The organism is Pseudomonas sp. CCI3.1 (assembly GCF_034313985.1).
Taxonomy (GTDB): Bacteria; Pseudomonadota; Gammaproteobacteria; order Pseudomonadales; family Pseudomonadaceae; genus Aquipseudomonas; species Aquipseudomonas psychrophila.
On the sequence record NZ_JAVIWO010000001.1, the window covers coordinates 151,515 to 173,207 of the forward strand.

The 21,693-nt window shown below is 59.6% G+C and carries 17 protein-coding genes; 10 read left to right on the forward strand and 7 right to left on the reverse strand.

Features of this window, described 5'->3' with window-relative positions:
* Window positions 1-12: 12 nt before the first annotated feature.
* Entirely contained in the window at window positions 13-1,224 is a 1,212-nt protein-coding gene (locus RGV06_RS00645; protein ID WP_198821995.1) for a YeeE/YedE family protein, read from the forward strand.
* 96 nt (window positions 1,225-1,320) lie between these two features.
* Here the strand turns inward: RGV06_RS00645 and RGV06_RS00650 are convergent, their stop codons facing one another.
* Complete coding sequence (locus RGV06_RS00650; RefSeq protein ID WP_037032450.1) at window positions 1,321-2,835, reverse strand: nucleobase:cation symporter-2 family protein; 1,515 nt, start codon at window positions 2,833-2,835, stop codon at window positions 1,321-1,323.
* 127 nt (window positions 2,836-2,962) lie between these two features.
* Window positions 2,963-4,321: an 8-oxoguanine deaminase gene (locus RGV06_RS00655; protein ID WP_046810592.1), complete on the reverse strand. Its 1,359-nt coding sequence runs from the start codon at window positions 4,319-4,321 to the stop codon at window positions 2,963-2,965.
* Between the two features lie 434 nt (window positions 4,322-4,755).
* Here RGV06_RS00655 and RGV06_RS00660 point away from each other — a divergent pair, with 434 nt between their 5' ends.
* Both RGV06_RS00660 and RGV06_RS00665 read left to right on the forward strand, forming a co-directional pair.
* Window positions 4,756-5,619, forward strand: a complete 864-nt coding sequence (locus RGV06_RS00660) for a sensor domain-containing diguanylate cyclase (RefSeq protein WP_322149075.1) — start codon at window positions 4,756-4,758, stop codon at window positions 5,617-5,619.
* Between the two features lie 357 nt (window positions 5,620-5,976).
* Window positions 5,977-7,299 carry an MFS transporter gene (locus RGV06_RS00665; RefSeq protein WP_048351842.1) on the forward strand — a complete coding sequence of 441 codons (1,323 nt, stop codon included), beginning with the start codon at window positions 5,977-5,979 and terminating at the stop codon, window positions 7,297-7,299.
* 66 nt (window positions 7,300-7,365) lie between these two features.
* On the opposite strand, the gene RGV06_RS00670 is transcribed toward RGV06_RS00665, so the two are convergent.
* On the reverse strand, window positions 7,366-7,905 hold the full coding sequence (locus RGV06_RS00670; RefSeq protein ID WP_019826378.1) for a DUF1523 family protein: 540 nt from the start codon (window positions 7,903-7,905) through the stop codon (window positions 7,366-7,368).
* Window positions 7,906-8,167: 262 nt separating this feature from the next.
* On the opposite strand from RGV06_RS00670, the gene RGV06_RS00675 reads away from it, so the two are divergent.
* The 5 genes from RGV06_RS00675 (at window position 8,168) to RGV06_RS00695 (ending at window position 14,947) form a co-directional block, all read left to right on the forward strand.
* Entirely contained in the window at window positions 8,168-8,677 is a 510-nt protein-coding gene (locus RGV06_RS00675) for a sigma-70 family RNA polymerase sigma factor (protein ID WP_019826382.1), read from the forward strand.
* Window positions 8,674-9,624, forward strand: coding sequence for a FecR family protein (locus RGV06_RS00680; protein WP_322149076.1), 951 nt, complete (start codon window positions 8,674-8,676; stop codon window positions 9,622-9,624). The genes RGV06_RS00675 and RGV06_RS00680 overlap by 4 nt, the downstream gene beginning before the upstream one ends.
* A 994-nt stretch (window positions 9,625-10,618) precedes the next feature.
* Entirely contained in the window at window positions 10,619-13,024 is a 2,406-nt protein-coding gene (locus RGV06_RS00685) for a TonB-dependent receptor (protein WP_046810595.1), read from the forward strand.
* Between the two features lie 130 nt (window positions 13,025-13,154).
* Window positions 13,155-14,180 carry a GlxA family transcriptional regulator gene (locus RGV06_RS00690; RefSeq protein ID WP_019826387.1) on the forward strand — a complete coding sequence of 342 codons (1,026 nt, stop codon included), beginning with the start codon at window positions 13,155-13,157 and terminating at the stop codon, window positions 14,178-14,180.
* Between the two features lie 92 nt (window positions 14,181-14,272).
* Window positions 14,273-14,947, forward strand: coding sequence for an MgtC/SapB family protein (locus RGV06_RS00695; protein ID WP_019826389.1), 675 nt, complete (start codon window positions 14,273-14,275; stop codon window positions 14,945-14,947).
* A 31-nt stretch (window positions 14,948-14,978) separates the two neighbouring features.
* Here the strand turns inward: RGV06_RS00695 and RGV06_RS00700 are convergent, their stop codons facing one another.
* Window positions 14,979-16,229 carry an MFS transporter gene (locus tag RGV06_RS00700; protein ID WP_322149077.1) on the reverse strand — a complete coding sequence of 417 codons (1,251 nt, stop codon included), beginning with the start codon at window positions 16,227-16,229 and terminating at the stop codon, window positions 14,979-14,981.
* A gap of 122 nt (window positions 16,230-16,351) precedes the next feature.
* Between RGV06_RS00700 and RGV06_RS00705 the strand changes: the two genes are divergently transcribed.
* Complete coding sequence (locus tag RGV06_RS00705) at window positions 16,352-16,801, forward strand: winged helix-turn-helix transcriptional regulator (RefSeq protein WP_019826392.1); 450 nt, start codon at window positions 16,352-16,354, stop codon at window positions 16,799-16,801.
* 165 nt (window positions 16,802-16,966) lie between these two features.
* Here the strand turns inward: RGV06_RS00705 and RGV06_RS00710 are convergent, their stop codons facing one another.
* Window positions 16,967-17,626: a CoA transferase subunit B gene (locus tag RGV06_RS00710; protein ID WP_019826394.1), complete on the reverse strand. Its 660-nt coding sequence runs from the start codon at window positions 17,624-17,626 to the stop codon at window positions 16,967-16,969.
* Window positions 17,627-17,666: 40 nt separating this feature from the next.
* On the reverse strand, window positions 17,667-18,365 hold the full coding sequence (locus tag RGV06_RS00715) for a CoA transferase subunit A (RefSeq protein ID WP_019826399.1): 699 nt from the start codon (window positions 18,363-18,365) through the stop codon (window positions 17,667-17,669).
* 133 nt (window positions 18,366-18,498) lie between these two features.
* Here RGV06_RS00715 and RGV06_RS00720 point away from each other — a divergent pair, with 133 nt between their 5' ends.
* Entirely contained in the window at window positions 18,499-19,440 is a 942-nt protein-coding gene (locus RGV06_RS00720; protein ID WP_046810598.1) for a LysR family transcriptional regulator, read from the forward strand.
* Window positions 19,441-19,503: 63 nt separating this feature from the next.
* Here RGV06_RS00720 and RGV06_RS00725 read toward each other — a convergent pair whose 3' ends face one another.
* Window positions 19,504-21,633, reverse strand: coding sequence for an FAD-dependent oxidoreductase (locus RGV06_RS00725; RefSeq protein ID WP_322149078.1), 2,130 nt, complete (start codon window positions 21,631-21,633; stop codon window positions 19,504-19,506).
* Between the last annotated feature and the right edge of the window lie 60 nt (window positions 21,634-21,693).

Genomic DNA, 21,693 nt, shown 5'->3' on the forward strand with positions numbered 1-21,693 from the left:
CCGAGATTCCTCATGAGCAGTTCTCTTTCCATGTCACCTGTGCGCAAGTCTGTGGCACCACTGGTGGCTTTTGCCTTTCTGTTGTTTGGCGCCGTGTTCCTGCAAAACAGTGTCGGCTCGCGCCAGGTACTGTTGCTGGTAGTCGGAGCAGCACTGGGCTTGACCCTCTACCACGCTGCCTTCGGATTCACCTCGGCGTGGCGAGTGTTTATCAATGATCGGCGTGGCGCGGGTTTGCGTGCGCAAATGGTGATGCTGGCAGTGGCGGTGGTGCTGTTCTTCCCCGCGCTGGGAGCGGGCACCTTGTTTGGCCAGCCGGTGGTTGGGCTGGTGGCGCCTATTGGGATTTCGGTCGTTTTCGGCGCATTCATTTTCGGTATCGGCATGCAGCTGGGTGGCGGATGTGCGTCCGGGACCCTGTTCACAGTGGGTGGCGGCAATGCGCGCATGCTGGTCACCCTGTTTTTCTTTATCTGTGGCTCGCTGATTGCCACTCACCACGTTGACTGGTGGTTTGCGCTGCCCTCGTTTGCACCCGTTTCCATCGTCAAGAGCTTTGGCGTGGTTCCGGCTTTGCTCTTGAGTTTGGCCGTGTTCGCGCTCATTGCCGCGGTGACCGTACGGCTGGAAAAGGGCCGGCATGGCAAGCTGGAAGAGGGCGTTAGCAGCGAACATCAGGGCCTGCGCCGCTTCTTGCGGGGGCCGTGGCCGCTGGTATGGGGGGCAATTGGCCTGGCGTTGCTCAATTACGCCACTTTGGCGCTGGCCGGGCGGCCCTGGGGCATTACGTCGGCCTTTGCACTGTGGGGCGCCAAGGCAGCCAGCGGGTTGGGTGTCGATGTTGGCAGCTGGGCGTTCTGGCAGATGCCGGGCAATGCCAAAGCCTTGGCCGCACCGGTGTGGGAAGACATCACCAGTGTCATGAACCTGGGCATTGTGCTGGGTGCGTTACTGGCCGCAGGCCTGGCCGGGCGTTTTGCACCCAGCCTGAAAATTCCGACCCGCTCGCTGGTGGCGGCGGTGATCGGTGGTTTGTTGCTCGGTTACGGTTCGCGTCTGGCGTATGGCTGCAACATCGGCGCGTACTTCAGTGGCATCGCCTCGGGCAGCCTGCATGGCTGGGTGTGGCTCGTAGCTGCTTTTATCGGCAACAGCGTGGGCGTGCGCCTGCGGCCGTTCTTCTTTGTGGGCGAACGTCGGCAGGTAGCGCTGAGCGGCTGCTGAGAAAGCGGGCGGTACGGGCGTGCTGATCCCTTCTCAGCAACGCCCGTATTGAAGCGACAGCAAATCTTTACGCCGATTTCCTGGGTTCAAGGTTGATCAGTGTTCTTGCTCGAAGTGCTTTTTACGGGGTGGCGAGGCGTGATCATGGCTTTCGTCGGCTTCTACAATGGGTACTTCCTTGCCGTTGCAATCGAACAGCTTACCATCGCGAAACACATCACCTTCATTGAGCCAACGGATGTCCCGGGAGCGCAGGATGCGATCGCTGGCGGCGACGAATACCGACTGTTGGTCGGAGTTGCCGGCTCGCAAATGGTTGAACAGCAGGTTGAGCAGGATGGCCATGATCGCTGCCGAGCTGATGCCGGAGTGGAAAATGGTCTCGAACCAGGTCGGAAAGTGGTGATAGAAGGATGGGGCTGCAATCGGGATCATGCCGAAACCGATCGATGTAGCCACGATGATCAGATTCATGTTGTTACGGTAGTCCACCTGGGCCAGGGTGCGGATGCCGCTGGCCGCGACGGTGCCGAACAGTACCAGGCCAGCACCACCGAGTACGGCGGTGGGCACCGCGGCGACCAGTCTTCCCATCACTGGCAGCAGCCCCAGAGTCACCAGAATCATTCCGGCGGTTGCCACCACGTAGCGGCTTTTCACGCCGGTTACGGCGACCAGACCAACGTTTTGCGCAAAGGCGCTCTGGGTAAACGAGCCAAACAGCGGCGCCAGGGCACTGGAAATCATGTCCGCCCGCAGTCCGTTGCCAAGGCGTTTTGAGTCGACTTTGGTCTCGATGATCTCTCCGACGGCGAGAATGTCTGCGGAGGTTTCGACCATGGTCACGATAATAACGATCAGCATCGACAGGATGGCCGCGATCCTGAACTCAGGCATGCCGTAGTGCAGGACCTCTGGCAGTGCGACCAGCGGGCCATTCAGCACATTGGAAAAATCAGTCATGCCAAAGGCCCATGCGACCAGCGTGCCGATGACGATTGCCAGCAGAATCGACAGGCGAGAAATGCTGGCGCTTCCCAACTTGCTGAGCAGCAGTACGGTCACAAGGGTGAATGCCGCCAGGCCTATGTTGGCCGTGCTGCCAAAGTCAGCGGCCTGGCTGTTGCCGCCCATGGCCCAGCGTGCGGTAACAGGCATCAGGGTCAACCCGATGGTGACGATGACGATGCCCGTCACCAGCGGCGGAAAGTACTTGATGATGCTCGAAAACAGCGGCGTGATCAGCAGCCCGACCAACGACGCCACAATCACCGCCCCGAACACGACTGGCAACCCGCCTGCACCGTCACTGCCGATGATGGCGACCATGGTGGCAACACCCGCGAAAGACACACCCTGAACCAGGGGCAGGCGGCAGCCGAAGAAGGGAATGCCAAGTGTCTGCAGCAAGGTGGCCAGGCCGCCGGCGAACAGGGATGCCGCGATCAGCAGGCCAACATCGGCCGAAGAAAGGCCGGCCGCCTGACCGATGATCAGGGGCACAGCAATGATGCCCCCGTACATCGTCAGCACGTGTTGTAGACCATAGGCCAGGTTGGGGCCTATACCGAGGTTTTCGTCCTCTGGACGAGATGTAGCTGAAGAAGTCATGGTGAGTAGCTCGCTTTTGTTATTTTAGATGCGTCTAACAGCACGTTCTCAGTCGCATTCGATGAGTTTTTGGGCTCTGTTGCAGCCCGTCGTTGCCCTCAGTGCAGAGCGCAACGGGGTGAACGGATTACTCGCCGCTGACCAACTGGCGGGCCAGTGTGTTGTGGCGTTCCAGCACCAGGGGCAGGTCGACGGTGGTGAGGTGGCCGTCCTTTACCACCACGCGTCCATTGATCACGCTGGTGTCAACGTGGGTGGGGGTGCAGAACACAAGGGCGGCCAGCGGATCGTGAAGGGCGCCGGCATAGGCCAGATGGCCAAGGTCGAAAGCCACGAAGTCCGCAACCATGCCGGGTGCCAGCGCGCCAATATCGTTGCGATTGAGCACTTTGGCACCGCCCAGTGTTGCGATTTCGAGTGCCTCGCGAGCGGACATTGCATCGGGGCCAAAACCGACACGCTGCAACAGCAGTGCCTGACGAACCTCTCCGATCATGCTGGCCCCATCGTTGGAAGCCGAGCCGTCGACACCCAGGCCCACCGATACACCGTGGTCACGCATCTTGCGAATCGGCGCGATCCCCGAGCCCAGGCGCATGTTTGAGCACGGGCAGTGGGCGACCCCGGTGCCCGTGCGGGCGAACAGTTCAATGCCGTGCTGGTCCAGTTGTACGCAGTGGGCGTGCCACACGTCGTGGCCGACCCAGCCCAGGTCTTCGACGTACTCGGCAGGTGTCATACCGAATTTTTCGCGGCTATAGGCGATATCGTTGACGTTCTCCGCAAGGTGGGTGTGCAGCGACACACCGTACTGACGCGCAAGTACGGCAGATTCACGCATCAGGTCGCGGCTCACCGAAAAGGGTGAGCAGGGCGCCACGACCATGCGCAGCATCGAACCATGACTGGCGTCGTGATAGCTCTCGATCAGGCGCTGGGAATCCTTGAGGATGAAGCTTTCTTTCTCCACCACTGAGTCGGGCGGCAAACCGCCCAGGCTTTGCCCAACACTCATGCTGCCGCGGGCAGCGTGAAAGCGCATGCCAATTTCAGCCGCAGCGTGGATGCTGTCGTCGAGCTTGCAGCCGTTGGGGTAGATGTAGAGATGATCACTGGATGTCGTGCAGCCAGAGAGAATCAGCTCGGCCATCGCTGTTTGGGTCGAGACGGCGATCATTTCTGGAGTAAGTCTTGCCCAGATTGGATACAAGTTGGTTAGCCAATTGAACAACTCACCGTCCTGGGCCGCTGGTACAACGCGGGTCAGGCTCTGGTACATGTGGTGGTGGGTGTTGACCAGCCCCGGGATGACTACTTTACCGGCCATGTCCAGAATCACATCGGCCTGTTGAGGCAGCGTTTCGGTAGGGCCGACTTGCGTGATCAGGTTGTCTTCAATGAACAGGCCACCGCGCCTGATCTCCCGGCGTTCTCCATCCATGGTCACCAAAAGTTCGGCGTTCTTGACCAGTAAAGTTTTGGGCATCGGGTTTCCTCTTCCGTGATGGCTCAAGCAAGCATCGGAATGCGCGCTGGGTGACATTTTTGGAGCACGCGCAATGGGTTCGAGCAGCTGTGGAGGTTGCATTTTTAGTTGACCCTCGCAATACGCACCGGCGATTACCGGGGTCGTAGGCGCGGAATTATGTAACCAGAATTATTATGGATTGTATACAAGTAAAGTTCGGTGCTGATTTACCCCGCCACGGGCGGTGGCATTGGGGCAGGAAGGGCAGGTTCTGCAGGTCAGCGCTATGCACTGCCTCTCTTCAGGACATGGCCTGCGATGACCGTTTGGCAGTTTTCGACCCAAACACGTGGCCTGTAGGTGCCAAAAGGGCCAGGTCAAGGGATTATTTGGCCATTAATTTGCCATCAAGCTATGATCAACAGGTGTGATCAACCGGACTTTTCAGCCCTATGCCCGTCGACCTTCAAGCGCTCTACCCAAAACTTATCCATCTGATGCTGGATACGGTTTTTGTGGTCGACAGGGATAACCAGATTGCATTTGTGAGTGATGCCTGCGAAGCACTGCTCGGCTACCGTGCCGAAGAGCTGACCGGAACCGCGATCACTGACTACATGCATCCCGATGATCTGGCGACCACACGGGCTTCCATCGTTAGGGTCATGAACGGTCAACCCCACGTTGATTTTCGCAACCGCTATATCCGCAAGGATGGAAGCATCGTGCATATTCTTTGGGCTGCCTTCTGGTCCGAGGATGTCGGCGCGCGTATCGGTGTTGCGCGGGATGTGACGGCCCTCAAGGAGGCAGAAGACGAATTGCGCTTCCTTGCCCATCATGATCCGCTGACCCAGTTGACCAACCGCTCGCTGTTCAATGATCGGCTGGACCTCGCCATACGCACAGCGAACCGGCGCACAAGCACGCTGGCCTTGCTGTTTGTGGACATGAACGACTTCAAGGGCATCAATGACATTTATGGGCATGCCATGGGCGATCGTGTGTTGTGCATGGTGGCTAGACGGCTGGAAGGTTGCGTGCGCGAGACGGATACGGTGGCGCGCATGGGCGGTGATGAATTCACGGTGCTGTTGACGGACATCCGCTCGCAGGACGTCGTGCTGGAGAAAGTCGCACAGATCAACGCGATCATGGCCGAGCCACTGGGTGTCGAGTTTGGTGGGATGCACATGCCGTCCTGCAGTATCGGTGTGGCCTTTTATCCTGAAGACGGGGAGGACGCCGATACGCTGCTCAGCCATGCCGATGGCGATATGTACCGGATCAAGCGGCACCGCTCTCTGGCCGGGTGAGGGTTTTCCCGGGGTTGGGATTCAGTCCTTTTCAGGCCGGATACAGCGCTGTTTGCCTTTTGCGTCACCGATAGTGTGTCTTTGGGCTCTATTCGTTGAAAAATCAGATCGCCGTGTCTTCAACTTGCACGTGTCTGCGGCTAACATGCGCGCCCTGGTTTTGCATGCCCGGTCAGTTGCAGGGTGTGCGTCCAGCATGCCTTGAACCTTGCCTGTAACTCGCCCGCCATGACGGTGGCGTCGAGCGAAGCTCAATCGCACATACCTGTTTTTTATCCCGGCCCGGTCTTTGCCCGTGCAGGGTTGCACCTGCTTGTCGCGGGCTTTTCCATTGATCAATGAGGTCGTGAGTCAATTATGTCTGTCCAACTGCTGGCGATGGCGCTGGCACCTTTACTTGGGCTGTTTATCATCAGTATCGGCAACGGCATGCTTTCGTCGTTGACGACGTTGCGACTCGACACATTGGGCGAGTCAGCCACCATGGTCGGTGTCGTCTCTTCTGCGTATTTCATCGGGCTGACGCTGGGCTCGATCTTCAATGATCGTCTGATTGTGCGGATCGGGCATATCCGCGCCTACAGCTGCTTCGCTGCCCTGATCGCCACCACGATTCTGTTCCAGGGGATGACTTCAGATCCCTGGACCTGGTTCGTGTTGCGCCTGATCACGGGCTGGGCCAGTGTCGGCGTGTTTCTCGTGGTGGAAAGCTGGTTGTTGATGGCCGCCGACCCCAAGATCCGTGGACGCCTGTTGGCTCTTTATATGATTGCCCTATACGGTGCTGGCCTGCTGGGGCAGGTCAACCTGGGCGTCATCGCGCAAACCGGTGACACCATTCCCTTCATGATTGCGGCCATCCTGGCGTCGCTGTCCCTGTTGCCCATTGTGATGATTCCTCGTGCGACGCCCATTGTGGAGCGGGCCGAACCGCTAATGCCACTGCAGTTGCTGCGTGCAACGCCGACCGGGGTCATCGGCTGTTTTGGCTCGGGCATCGCCATTGCTGCGGTGTACGCGCTGCTTCCGCTGTATTTGCAACGAATCGGCATGGACGTGACTGAAGTCGGACACATGATGGCCTGTGTGATTCTCGGCGCCATGCTGTTGCAATACCCGGTCGGACGCTGGTCGGACCATCAGGACAGGCATCTAGTGCTGATCGTGTTGGGCGCTGCCTGCGCGGTGTTGTCGCTGATCATCCTGTTCCTGCCGCCGGGGTCGCCCTTGCTGGTCGTGGCGTTTTTCCTGCTGGGAGGCGGTATTTTCGCGATTTATCCGGTCGCAGTCAGTCACGCAGCGGATCGGGCATCGTCGGGGGCGATAGTGCGCATGATCCAGGGCCTGTTGCTGATCAACTCGCTAGGGTCTGCCATCAGCCCGCTGGTGATTTCACCGTTAATGACCAGGGTCGGCGAAGGCGGGTTGTTCTGGGCGTTGGCAGCGCTCAATGTGTGCCTGGTGCTGCTGTTTATGTGGCGGCGCGGCAAGCGTTCGGAGCCGGTCACGGCAGCGCCATTCACCGCTGCGGCACAAATGTCAGCGGTGGGGGTCGAGATGCGCGTCACTGAAGACCTCGCCCAGGCCGTGTTCGACCACGAACGGGATATCGACGTTGTGGTGCAGGAAGAAGATGCATCGCACGGTCAAGACGAGCAGAGGGTGCAGCGTCAGGCTTAAGCATCATCGCGATGCACGAGCGTTGCGATGATGGCAGAGAAATGCGCCCCGGGAGGGGCGCATTGATCAGCTCACTGGCATTTGCGGGCGTCGTTTGACGCGGCGTTTTACAAACACGGCAATAAAAAGCACCACCAGTGCCAACACGCTGAAGAACACCGTGTTAAACCAGGGGAAGGGTTCATCGCGGGTTTTGGTAGCTTCGATCGCGGTGATGTTCGGGAACACCGACAGGATCTTGATGCGCCATCCGTAATATCGAATAAGTGCCAGCTGCTCGGCATCTCGGGAGTATCCCTGGGCCTTGGCCTGGATGTCTGCAGAGTCGAACTTGAAATACCATGGGAAGGACCAGCCGGTGTCCTCGTTGCGATACACCATGACTTCCTTGGTGATCGGGTCTTCGGTGTTGATGAAGTACACATCACGGGTCGGGCCGTCGGCCGGATTTTCAGCGTTGATAACGCCGTTGTGATCAACCCGTTTGACTTCAACCCCGGTGACCATCACCACATCGTGTTGAGGCAGAAAGTAAAACAGCCCAAGCGCTACAGCGCCGACTGCAAGCAGTATCGCGCCCAGAATGATGCCCTTGAGCCACTTCATGCAAAAACCCCGTACATATCGATAATTCCTGATTGCTGTTGATTGAACCAATGGCGGAGCTTATCGCAGCCTATCCAGGGGACTACAAGTTCCGAGTGAGCTGCCTACATGATTTGTAGCAGTTTAGTTCTTCATCTACACCCCCAGGCCCTGTTGGATCGACTAAAGGACTGAGGTAGAAGAAAAAGAACTTGGTATCAAGATAAAACACAAATTAGAATCACTCTCATTTGCCATATCCTGCACACAGGGGCCTCTTGAGATGATTGAAGCAGCGACACCGAAAGAGCAGACCCTGCATGCGCTGTATCGCGATCATCGCAGCTGGCTGGAAAACTGGTTGCGCCAGCGCATGGGCAACGCCTGGGATGCGGCAGACCTGAGCCAGGACACCTTTGTTCGCGTCCTTGCCAGCGCCCAGCCACTGGCTGATTTGCGTGAACCTCGAGCCTATTTGCTGACGGTCGGCAAGCGTCTGCTGAGCAATTTCTATACTCGGCGCAGCCTGGAACAGGCCTATCTGGATGCGCTGGCACAGCTGCCCGAAGACAGTGTGCCGTCCCCCGAGCAACGTTGGCTGCTGCTCGAGACCTTGCAGGCCCTGGACGAGTTGCTTGATGGGTTACCGGCAGTAGTGCGCCGGGCGTTCCTCTGGAGCCAGCTCGAAGGGCTGGGGTACAGGGAGATTGCCGAACGCCTGAAGGTCTCTGAACGTACGGTCAAGCGTTACATGGCCCAGGCATACGAACACTGCTTGTTGGTGGACGCTTGAAACAGGCCGATCCTTCAACCGAAGTCAGAAACGTTGCCCGCGCTGCTGCCCACTGGCTGGCGCTGATGGAGTCCGGCACGGCCACTGACCGAGATCGCGCGCATCTGCAACAGTGGCGCGACAGCGCCGGTGCTCATGAGTCCGCCTGGCAGAAAGTGCAATTACTTCGCCAGCGCTTCCACAAGCTGCCTTCTGCGTTGGCAATGGCCACCCTTGACCGTCCTGATCCGGGACGGCGTGCACTCCTGAAGCAGGTACTGTGTGTGGGCGCCGTGGTGCCGACAGCCTGGTTGCTGACACGCCAGTTGCCCCTGGATGCATGGCGCGCCGATCTGCACACCGCCACGGGGGAACATACCGATGTGCCGTTGGCCGACGGCAGCACACTGCAACTCAATACGGCCAGCGCTGTGAATGTCGACATGCAAGCCCGGTTGCTGACGTTGGTACGGGGCGAGATGGCGCTCAAGGCAAGGGGCGTTGCACCCTTCACCATTGACGCCCGCTACGGGCGCATCACCCTGAGTCACAGTGACGTCTGCGTGCGTCTCAATGCAGGGGATTGTCAGGTTTCGGTGGTCAGCGGCACGGTGCAGGTACAGCCCGTGCATGGGGCTGCGCTGTTGTTGCGTGAGGGCCAGCAGGTCAGCTTGGGCGTGACGGGAGCAGGGGCCATTGGTCCGTTTGATCCGTTGCAGCCTGGTTGGCGGGAGCGGGTGCTGATGGCGCAGAACCAGCCCTTGGGGGATTTTTTGCGTGAGCTGAGCCGCTATCGCGCAGGCTGGCTGCGCTGGGAACCCGGGCTTGAAACCCTGCGGGTCACTGGCAGTTTTCAGTTGGACAATACCGACCGCATCCTGTCGCTGCTGGCCGCTACCTTGCCGGTACAGGTGCAAACACGCACACGCTATTGGGTCACGCTGGTACCCCGAAATAACCAGGCGTGAATCCTCTAAAACCTCTAGATACTCTGTTGTAGATCAAGCCCTATTGTGGGAGCGAGCCTGCTCGCGAACGACCTTCGCGAGCAGGCTCGCTCCCACAGTTGCCGTTTTCCTGCGCCAGCGTCTTGTATGTTGGCGCTAAAACGTTTTGCGCAAGGTTCTGTGGCGTCTGCGATGGATTTTGCTTTTGCTTTTGCTTTTGCTTTTGCTGGAGCCACACGAATGTCCAGACGACGCGAATGCCCATCACAGAAGGCCGAACGCAGGTGCTGTTATGGGGGTGGCGCGGCAGGACGCCGCGCCAGCCGCGATGGGCCATGGATGGCCCGTCGCGGCGAGCCCCCATGACAGTGCCGGAGTGAGGGAACCACCGAGCCTGGGCGAGGCGGCCGAATGGTAGGGCAAGCCTTTTTGGTTACTTTTTCGGCGTTTGGAAAAAGTGACCCGCCGTAAGGGCGGAACCCGTAGTAGGTCGTGACATATCGAATGGATATGTACTCGGCATCGCTGCGGGCGCATCGCAAAACAACGGGCACACGGGGTACATATCCGGCATTCGCGGTTAACTGAAATGATGGTTTCGCTCTTACAGCGAGGCACTTTTGTCAAACAGCCACAAAAGTACCCAAAAAGGCCTTGCCCCAGCGTACGGCCCTCGCTGCGCTCAGGTGTCCCTCACTCCGGTCCCGCTCCGTGGGCACGCCGTGACGGGCCATCCATGGCCCAACACGGCTCTCCCGGCATCCATGCCGGTCGACCCACTACGCAGAACCTCCTCTCAGCCTCCCGAAGGGCAGGTAGATCAAAAACCAGTGCAAAAACAAGATCAACTGCCCGCCGAGGCGGCCTACAGGCCGACCTTTTTAGCGGAGCACATTGCTCTGAACAGGTCGGCTGGCAACAGAGTATCTACAGATTTTGTGCAACGCTCGCTGTCCCTTTTTTTCATCTCGCCTGTCATTCAAGGCAAGTGAATAAAATACGAGAGCTTTGCCCCATGCCAGCAGTATCGTCCTTGCGCCTGCGCCCGCTGTTTCGATTAGGTCTTGTGTTGACCCTCAGTTCCAGTCCGTTGTTCATCACCTCCAGTTGGGCCGACAGCTCCGAGCGCCGTACCTACGAGGTACCCGCGGGCACGTTGGGCGCAGCGCTGACCCGCTTCGCCGGTTTGGCCGGGGTTAACCTGTCGGTGGATCCGGCGCTGGTCAGCGGTCACAGCAGTAGCGGCCTGTCCGGTGCGTTTGCAGTCGAAGAAGGCTTCTCCCGGCTACTGCAGGGCTCTGGCCTGCAATTACTGTCCGCAGGCGATAAGGCCTATACCCTGATTCCCCTGGCGCAAGGCAGCGACAGCCTGCAATTGCCCAGTACTTCGATTCTCGGTGCAGACGGTATGGAGGGCGGTGCCGTGTTCGCTGGCGGTCAGGTCGCGCGCAGGGGTTCCCAGGGGATGCTCGGTTCGCGGGACTTCATGGAAACCCCGTTCAGCATGACCACCTACACCAGCGAGGCGGTCAAGAACCTGCAGGCGCGCACCCTGGGTGATCTGATCGGCAGCGACCCTTCGGTACGTGCCACCAACCCGGCGGGCGGGCGCTATGAGCAATTCACCATTCGCGGCTTCAGCCTGTTCAACAGTGACGTGTCCTATAACGGCCTCTACGGCATTTTGCCGACGTATACCATCGACATGGAAATGGCCGATCGCGTCGACATCCTTAAAGGGCCGAGCCAATTGATCAATGGCATCTCGCCCCGTGGCAGCGTGGGCGGTGGCATCAATGTGGTGCCCAAGCGCGCCACGGATCAGCCGATCACCGAGTTTACCGGCAGCTATGCCTCCAACAGTCAGGTGGGCGGTGCGGTGGATATTGGCCGTCGGTTCGGCGACGAAGACCAGTTCGGGGTGCGCTTCAACGGTGTAAAACAGTCCGGCGATACCGAGTGGGACCATCAGAGCGTCGATCGCGAGATGGCCGTACTGGGTCTGGATTTTCGCGGCGAGCGTCTGCGCGTGTCGACGGATATGGGCCGCACCGAACGCATCACCGACGCCCCTCAGGAGCGGGTGCAGGTGGGTCCAAAAGCCAAGGTTCCGGACGCCAGCGATGTTCGCCACAACTACGCAGAGCCCTGGAGCCGGGCCCATACCAAGGATACGTTTGGCGCGGTGAACGCAGAGTATGACGTCAACGATTCGGTCATGGTCTACGGCGCCGTCGGCGCGCGCAAAAGCAACCACGACTTCCTGCGCCATGCCGTTTCGGTGACCAACGATGCCGGTGACTTCAAGGTGCAGCCGCGAGCGTTTACCCGTGATGAAAACGTGCGCACCGCGATGGCCGGTGTGCGCAACTGGTTCCATACCGGACCTGTGAGTCATGAGGTCAATCTGGCCGCCAGCTACTTTTATATGGACTTTACCAATGGCGGCGCCCGTTACGCGGAGGCCAACAGCAACCTCTATCACCCCGTTGAAACGCCAAAACCCGGCACACCGACCCGGCTTGACCCCGAGGTCTACACCGAAAGCCGTTATAGCGGCGTAGCGTTGTCCGACACCCTGGGCTTCTTTGATGATCGCCTGCTCCTGACCGTTGGTGCTCGCTGGCAGCGGGTCAAGGTCGATGACTGGAGCAATGACGTCAAAGGCACCACCGGTTATGACGAAGAGAAAATCTCGCCTTCGGGAGGCATTCTGTTCAAGGCCACCGAACAGCTCTCGCTGTACGCCAACTACATGGAAGGTTTGAGCCAGGGCAAGATTGCGCCGTCGACAGCGTCCAACAATGACGAGATTTTCCCGCCGTTCATCAGCCGTCAAATTGAAGCCGGGGCCAAGTACGACATGGGCCCGTTCGCGATCACCGCAAGCGTGTTCCGGATCCGGCAGCCGGCCTACGAAACCAACGCCATCAGCCGGGTGTTCGGGCCCAACGGCAAGCGACAAAACCTGGGTGCCGAAGTGAGCGTATTCGGTGAGCCGCTCCAGGGGCTTCGCCTGCTGGGTGGCGTGATGTACATCGACAGCAAACTGACCGATACCCTGGGCGGCAACTTTGACGGCAACCGTGCGCCTGCCACGCCCAAGTACAACGTCAACCTGGGCACCGAGTGGGATGTGCCGGGCGTACAAGGGCTGACCCTTACCGGGCGCGGCATCTACACCAGCTCGCAGTATCTGGACCAGGCCAACACCAAGGAAATCGATGCCTGGGAACGCTTCGACGTGGGGGCGCGTTACGCATTCAAGGTCGAGCAAAAGGACGTGACCTTACGGGCCAGTGTCGAGAACGTGCTGGGCAAACGGTACTGGAGTTCGGCGGGCGCCTCGGATGACAGCGAGCCGGGGCTGACCCTCTCGACGCCACGAACCTACCTGTTGAGTGCCACTGTGGGGTTCTGATCTTCAACGGTCTTGAACCGGGGCCTGGCGATGGGGGAGGGACAGTTGCCGACACGCCCCGGTCGTCTCTCTCCAGCAGGAGCTTTTTGGCCTGCCGGGGGGTAGCATTGGGCCTTATCACAGCATAAAAATGGATCTGGCCTTGATCGAGCGACGTCAATTCAGCACCGGCATGAAGGGTAAAAACCTTCGTTATCTCAAGGACAGCCACGCCGAGGCAGGCCCGGTGGTTCGCACGGGCTTTGTGCTGCTTGAACACTTCTCGCTGCCCGCATTTACCCAGGCGCTGGACACCCTCATCACCGCCAACCTGCTGCGTGCCGGTTTGTTTTCATCGCGCACCTATGGCCTGGGCGAAGGCGAGGTCGTCAGCGATCTGGGCCTGGTGATTCGTCCCGATGCCCGCATTGACCCCACCCTGCTCGACGAGCTGGACCTGCTGGTTATTTGCGGTGGCTACAGAACCGAACTCAAGATCAGTGACGAACTGGTCAGCCTGCTCAGGGCTGCTTCCAGTGCAGGGATCACCCTCGGCGGGTTATGGAACGGCGCCTGGTTTTTGGCCAGTGCCGGGCTGCTGGACGGCTACCGTTGTGCTATCCACCCCGAACATCGCCCCGCACTGGCCGAAGTGGCCAAGGCCGCACAGGTCACCAGCGAGCCCTTCGTCATTGATCGTGACCGGCTGACGGCCTCCAGCCCTGCCGGGGCCTTCCAGATGGCGTTGGGCTGGATCAAGGGCTTGCATGACAAGGCGTTGGTCGAAGGTATCGAGGATATTCTGGCGTTTGAAGAATCCCGGTATCGGCGCATCAAGCCGGAGCAAAACATCTGCGTGAGCGCCCCGCTGCGTGAAGTGGTCATGCTGATGGACGCCAACCTTGAAGAACCCCTGGAGCTGGAACAACTGGCGGTCTATGTGGGCCGATCCCGTCGTCAGCTGGAGCGTCTGTTCAAGGAACAGTTGGGCACCACGCCACAACGGTATTACCTCGAACTGCGCATTACCGAAGCGCGGCGCTTGCTGCAGCACACCGAACTGTCACAGGTGGAGGTGCTGGTGGCCTGCGGATTTGTGTCGCCGAGCCATTTCAGCAAGTGCTACAGCGCCTATTTCGGCTACCGGCCCTCCAAGGAAGTCCGTCTGGTCAAATAGCGCTGGCGCATGGCTGTGCGGCACACGGCTGAACCTTGACTATGCTGTTGGCAATTACTGCGCTGGCAGATGATCTGGCTTGAGGGACTGGAATGATTTCAGAATGGGAAATGATTGCGCGCCTGCTGTTGGCCGCAGTGTTGGGCAGCATGATTGGATTGCAACGAGAACATCAATTTTGGACCGCGGGTTTGCGCACCCACATGCTGGTGGCGACCGGGGCATGCCTGTTCATGATCGTATCCGCCTTTGGTTTTCAGCAGGCGCTGACCCAGCAGGGCACGCAACTCGATCCTTCGCGGATCGCCGCGCAGATCGTTACCGGTATCGGCTTTCTCGGTGCAGGCTCGATCATGATGCGCGGTGAAGTGATCAAGGGGCTGACCACGGCCGCGAGCCTGTGGGCGGTGGCGGCCATTGGCATGACCATCGGTGGCGGGCTGTATCTATTGGGCGTGGCGGCTACCGTTCTGATTCTGCTGATCCTGATTACCATCGGGCCGATTGAGCACAGGTATCGCGATTACATAAAAGTGCATGTCATCAAGCTGGTGGCGCCAATTGGCGTATTGAATCGCCAGACCCTTGAGGACTTTCTCGGCAAAGACGCAGGTCGCCTCAAACAGGTGGTTGTTGAGCAAGGCCCGGACATGGGCACCGAGAGCATCACCGTGGAGTTCAGAAAAACCAGCCGGGTGGAAACCGCAGAACTGTTGAAGCGGATTCTGACGATTCCCGAAGTCCGTGAGGAACCACCTCCCCACTGACAACCTTTTCACGGGCTGTCGGCCCCTGTGTTTATCCGGGATGCCTGGAGGCTGTTCGTGAGTGCTCAACAGTGCCCGGCATCAGGTGCAGTGTGACGGCCCAGAACCCAAGGGCCGTCAAGCTGACGCCGGCGCCAAGCAGGCACACACCGGTCCAGCCATGGGCCGCGAAAAGGGCAGTGGATGCCAGTGCGCCAAGGCCGCTGCCAACAGCATAAAACAGCATGTAGCAGCCCACGACGCGGCTGTGCGAGGCGGGCTGTGAGTTGAAAATCATGCTCTGATTGGTCACATGAATGGCTTGTGCGCCGAGGTCGAGCATCACAACGCCGATAAGTAGCCATACCATCGAGTCAGTCGTAAGCCAGAGAGCCCCCCAGGCCAGTATCAGCAGCGCCAGCGATACGCCGGTTGTCCATTGGCCCAGGCCTTTGTCCGCCCAAACTCCTGCGCGCGTGGCCGCGAGCGCACCCACTACGCCTGCCAGTCCAAATGTGCCGATGGTGGTGTGTGAAAACCCGTAGGGCGCGTGGGTCAGGAGAAACACCAGCGCACTCCAGAAAATCCCCAGCACCGCAAAAATGAACAAGGCGAGCATGCCGCGGATTTGCAGCACGGGATCCTCCTTGAGCAACTTAAACATCGACAGCACTAGCCGCGGATATGCCATGGGTGCGGATGACGGTCGTTGCGTGGGCAAGACTTTGTAGAGGATCAAACCCAGCGTCATCATGGCCAGCGCCGAGCTCAGGTACACCCAGCGCCACCCGGCCAGGTCCGAGATCAGCCCGGCAGCCAGCCGTGACAGCAACAGTCCAATCACAACCCCGCCTTGCACCGTGCCCACCACCCGACCGCGTTCTTCTGGCAAGGACGCAGTGGCGGCGAAGGCGATCAGGCCCTGTGTCATGGCAGTTCCCAGCAGACCGATCGCGAGCATGGCTAACAGCATGATCAAGGGGGAGTGGGTTATGCCGACGCAAAAAAGTCCGCCGATCAGCGCGCTGATTTGGACCAGCATCAAGGTTCGGCGGTTGATCTGGTCGCCCAGCGGCACAATCAACAACAAGGCCAGCACACTGCCGACCTGGGTGGCGGTAATTACACCGCCGACAGCGCCAGGGCTGATGGCGAAGTCTTCAGCCACCTGGTCAAGTAATGGCTGGGCGTAATAAACGTTCGCCACACTCAACCCGCTGGCGCAGGCGAACAGTCCGACCAGCCCTCGCGGAGTGCGCAGTGGGGGCGCCCCGCAGACGGGATGAAGTTGATCATTGTGCACGGGCAAACCTCGCGGCAATCTAGTCTCAAATTAAGACTTGTTTCATTGTAGGGCAACCAGTCTTAAAATGAAACTTGCTGCGAGAAATCATTCTGATTTCCTAAACAATCAAAGGAGCCTGCATGGCCAAGCCGCACATTGATCCAGCCCCCACCTGCCCGGTGGCACGGACTGTGGACTTGATCGGCGATCGCTGGTCGTTATTGATCGTACGCGATGCGTTCGATGGCGTTCGGCGCTTTGGGGACTTTCAGAGTGGTTTGGGTGTAGCGCGCAGCGTGCTGACCCACCGGCTCAAGGGCCTGGTTGAGGCAGGTATTTTGGAAGTGCGGCCCGCGTCTGACGGGACCTCGTATCAGGAATACGTCTTGACGGCGAAAGGTGAGAGCCTCTTTCCGGTGGTCGTGGCTTTGCGGCAATGGGCAGAGCAGCATATGTTCGAGCCCCACGAGGCCCATTCGCAACTCGTGGATACAGCCACAGGGCAGCCGTTGGGGATGATGCAGCCCATCGACGCGCACGGACAGGTGATTGCCCCCGAGCAGACACGGGTCATCAAAAAAACGCTGTGACTGACAATGCTGTTCACTCAAGGTTTTTTTGGCTCTGTGGGAGCGGGTTTGCTCGCGATGGTCGTTAACGATGACGCGTCTTTACTGAGTTAATGCGGTGCTCTGAAGACCCTCGCGAGCAAGCCCGCTCCCACACTTGAGCAGCGTTGCTCTTGAGTGAATGGTTCAGGCGAATTGCATTTCCGGGACATGGTCCGGGACGATCAGCTTGCCTGCGGTTTTGCGAATGATTTCTTCAACGCTGACGCCGGGTGCGCGCTCCTTGAGGATGAACGCGCCGTTGTCGATTTCCAGGTAGGCAAGGTCGGTCAAGACACGCTTGATGCAACCTGCGCCGGTCAATGGCAGGCTGCAACGCGACAACAGCTTGGACTCTCCGTCCTTGGACGCGTGGGTCATGGTGACGATGATGTTTTCTGCGCCGGCCACCAGATCCATCGCGCCGCCCATGCCCTTGACCAGCTTGCCGGGGATCATCCAGGAGGCGATGTTGCCGTGTACGTCGACTTCGAAGGCACCGAGTACGGTGAGGTCGATATGGCCGCCGCGAATCATTGCGAACGACTCTGCAGATGAGAAAATCGACGCCCCGGTGCGTGCGGTGACGGTTTGTTTGCCGGCGTTGATCATGTCGGCGTCTGCTTCACCGACCCGGGGGAACGCCCCCATGCCGAGCAGGCCGTTTTCTGATTGCAGCATGACTTCCATGCCTTCGGGAATGTAGTTGGCGACCAGGGTCGGGATGCCGATGCCCAGGTTGACGTAGAAGCCGTCCTGCATTTCGCGGGCGACGCGCTGAGCCATTTGTTCGCGGGATAGAGCCATGGTTGTTCTCCGTGCTCGGGTTCAGGAGTTGGGCAGGGGATCAGGAACGCTCGGTGAGCTGTTCGATACGTTTTTCGAACGTGCCGCAAATGATCCGGTCGACGTAGATGCCCGGGGTATGGATCTGGGTCGGGTCCAGTTCGCCGGGCTCGACGATTTCTTCGACTTCAACCACGGTGATCTTGCCGGCCGTGGCGGCCAGCGGATTGAAGTTCTGGGCGGTATGGCGGTAGATCACATTGCCGAAGTGGTCGGCTTTCCAGCCTTTGACAATGGCGAAATCGCCGGTGATGGACTCTTCCATCAGGTAGGCGCGGCCCTTGAATTCGCGGGTTTCCTTGCCGTCGGCAACGGGGGTGCCGACACCTGTAGCGGTAAAAAATGCCGGAATGCCGGCACCGCCAGCGCGCATTTTTTCGGCGAGGGTACCTTGGGGTGTCAGTTCGACTTCGATTTCACCGCTCAACAGCTGCTTCTCGAACAGGGCGTTTTCACCCACATAAGAGGCGATCACCTTGCTGATCTGGCGGTCCTCGAGCAGGACGCCGAGGCCGAAACCGTCAACCCCGCAGTTGTTTGAAACCACGGTCAGGTCGCGGATGCCCTGACGCTTGATCTCGTTGATCAGGTTCTCGGGGATACCACACAAACCAAAGCCACCAGAGATGACGGTCATGCCGTCCTTGAGTCCCGCCAGGGCTTCCTCGTACGAGCTCACACGCTTGTCGAAACCTGCCATACGCACCTCTTTATTTTTAGTGGGCTGTGGTTAGCCGTTTGAAGTGAGTGTTACTGGATGTGATTGATTTGATAAGTTGATTTTTAAGCTGGATTAATAGATAAAACAAATCAATCACTGCGAGGCTAAGCCCATGACCGTGAAGCAGATCCGCGCCTTTCTCGCCGTGGCCCAGAGCTTGAGTTTTGCCGTGGCTTGCGAGCGCCTGCATTTGTCCCAGTCGGCCTTGAGCCTGACCATCAAAGCGTTGGAGGAGGGCCTGGGCGGGCGTCTGTTCAGCCGTACCACGCGCAATGTGGCACTGACACCCGAGGGCGAGTCGCTGTTGCCGCTGGCCCGACGTCTGATCGCGGACTGGGACAACGCCGAGGATGACTTGCGTCAGCGTTTCACCCTGCAACGTGGGCGCGTGACCCTGGCGGCGATCCCGTCATTCTCGGGTAATCAGCTGCCAGCGATGCTCAAGCGTTTTCGCGTGCGCTATCCCAAGGTTAACGTCACGGTGAACGACGTCATCAACGAGCAAGTACTGGAGATGGTTCGCGATCGTCAGGTGGAGCTGGGTGTGGCTTTCGAACCCGCACCCGGTTCGTCGCTGACCTTTACCCCGTTGTACCTCGACCGTTTTGTCGCGGTAGTGCCCCGTGATTCGGTGCTGGCCGGGCTTGGTTTGATTGACTGGAAAACCCTGCTGCAAGAGCCCTTTATTACCCTGCAACGGCCTTCTGCCGTGCGGGTAATGCTGGAAGAACACCTGCAGGCGCGACAGATGAAATTACCGGTGGAATTCGAAAGTCATCAACTGGCCACGGTCGGGCGAATGGTCGCCAGCGGGCTGGGCGTGAGCGTGGTACCGGCGCTGTGCGCCGAGCAGATGCGTGAGCTCGGCGCATGCTGCATCACCTTGCATGAGCCCGTGGTAGAGCGCGCCATCGGCGTGCTGACCAAACCCGGTCATGAGTTGTCGGCGGCAGCCCAGGCCATGTTCGACAGCCTGCTTGAGAGCGGCGGGGTCTTACAGGTAGGTCGAGGTGATGCCATCGCGAGCAAGCCCGCTCCCACAGCGAGGGTGTAACCATCACGTTTTGTGGGTATGTGGAAGCTGGCTTGCCTGCGATGCTAACGGCGCGGTCTGTCCCTAGGCCTCGCGCCCGGCCTTGTGTCCGGCACTGATGGCACCCTCGATATAGCCAATGCTCCGGCAGTCGCCAATGCTGGTGGCGCTCAATCCTGCACGGGTCAGCTCGTCGAGTAATCCGGTGTTGGGCTGTGCGCCGATGGCCAGTACCACCGAATCGGCTTCGCTGCGGGCACTGCTGCCATCAGCCAGTTGGTAAAGCACGGCATGGCCTTCAATGGCTGTTACGCAGGCCCCGGTAATCAACTCGCCGCCATGCACGCGAACTTCGTGGAGCACCCGCCAGCGGCGCACGATGGCCAGTTCGCGGCCCAGGTGGGTGCCGCTTTCCAGCACGGTTACCTGACGCCCGCGAGCAATCAGGAATTCCGCCAGTTCCAGGCCCACCAGCCCGCCACCGATGATGGTCACGCGCTTGCCCAAGGGCATCCACACCCGTGACAGTTTTTGCATGGCTTCCCGGCTGTCGGTAACACCGGTCAGGCTGCCAGCTTTCATCAGTGCACGCTGGGTAAAGGACAGCTTGCGCTTGGCGATTTCGTCGGCGCGGTCACCCGTCATCAGGCGTCGCAGCTCATCTCCGCTCCAAACGTGGTCTTGATCGGCACCGGGGATCGCCGGTGCCGCACGTTCAGCGCCAACAGCCACCAGCACTTGATCGGCGCCCAGGTCGCGAAGCAGGGCGGGGCTGGCCTGGGTGTTCAAGCGCACATCGATGGATGATTGCTGCACCTGAACCTTCAGGTTGTCCAGCAAGCGGGCGTTTTCGGCATAGGCCAGGCCCGCAAAAAACAGCGTGCCCCCCAGGCGGTCGCTGCGCTCGAGCAGGGTTACACGATGTCCGCGCAGGGCGGCAATGCGTGCGGCTTCCATCCCGGCAGGCCCGGCACCGACCACGACCAGATGCTTAGGCGTTGAGGTGGGGCTGATAACGTATTCGAATTCATGGCCGGTCATGGGGTTGACCGCGCATTTGACCCGCTCGTTGATGAAGATCTGGCTGACGCACACGTAGCAGTAGATGCACGGGCGGATGCTGGCCTCCTGATCGTTGAGCAGCTTGTTCGGCAGCTCCGGATCGGCCAACAGCTTGCGGGCCATGGCAATAAAGTCGCAGTCGCCGCGTTTCAGTGCCGCTTCACCGGCCTCCGGTTCGATGCGCCCTACGGCAATCACCGGCACTTGCACGCTGCGTTTGATTGTCCCAGTCCACTCCAGGAATCCGTTGGGCTTTTGAACCAGTGGTGCCTCGGTGAACACCACGCCACTGGTGATGCGTGCACTGGCGGACACACTGACCGCATCGACCCCAGCGGCCTCTGCCATGCGCGCCACAGCCGTCGCGTCGTCCAGAGTGATGCCGCCAGGGGTGTGCAGCTCTTCTGCGTCCAGACGCAACCACACCGCAAAGTCGTTGCCGACCCTGGCGCGTACTGCCGCGATGATTTCCAATAGCAGCCGCGCACGGTTCTCCAATGAGCCGCCGTACTCGTCTTCGCGCCGGTTGTAATAGCTTGAGAGGAAGCCGGCAATGATGTAACCGTGGGCCGCGTGCAGTTCTACGCCGTCGAAGCCGGCGCGTTTGGCCCGGTCGGCAGCCAACGCAAACCAGTCGATCATTTGCGCGATATCGGCGCTGTCCATCACCCTGATCGGTGAGCCTTCGGCGCGACGTTTCATGGAGCTGACAAAGTTGGCCAGCTCCTCGGGTGTCAGCGCCTCCATCATGTCGCTTTGCAGCACGGGCGGTACTGAAGGCACCCACAGTTGCCGACCTTCGGCCATGTCGCGCACCGAGGTCTTGCCGGCGTGTTGAAGTTGCATGGCGATTTTTGCGCCGTGCTGGTGGACGCGTTCGGCGAGGCGGCTTAAACCGGGGATGAAGTCATCGCTGGACACGCCGACCTGGAACGGCTCGGCGGTCCCGGCCGGAAACGCCACAGAGCACACGCCCATGATCAGCAGTCCGGCGCCGCCTCGGGCGCGGGCTTCGTAATAGGCTTGAATCCGTTCGCCGCACTGGCCGTCGGCTTCGGCAAAATTGGAACCCATGGGCGCCATGATGATGCGGTTGCGCAGCTCAAGAGAGCCAATACGACCGGGTGCCAGCAACTGAGAGTATTTTGTCATTGTTATTTCAGCCCGAGCGGGTGTCTGGAAGGGGGTACGGCCGCCCGCAGGCAGCCGTGA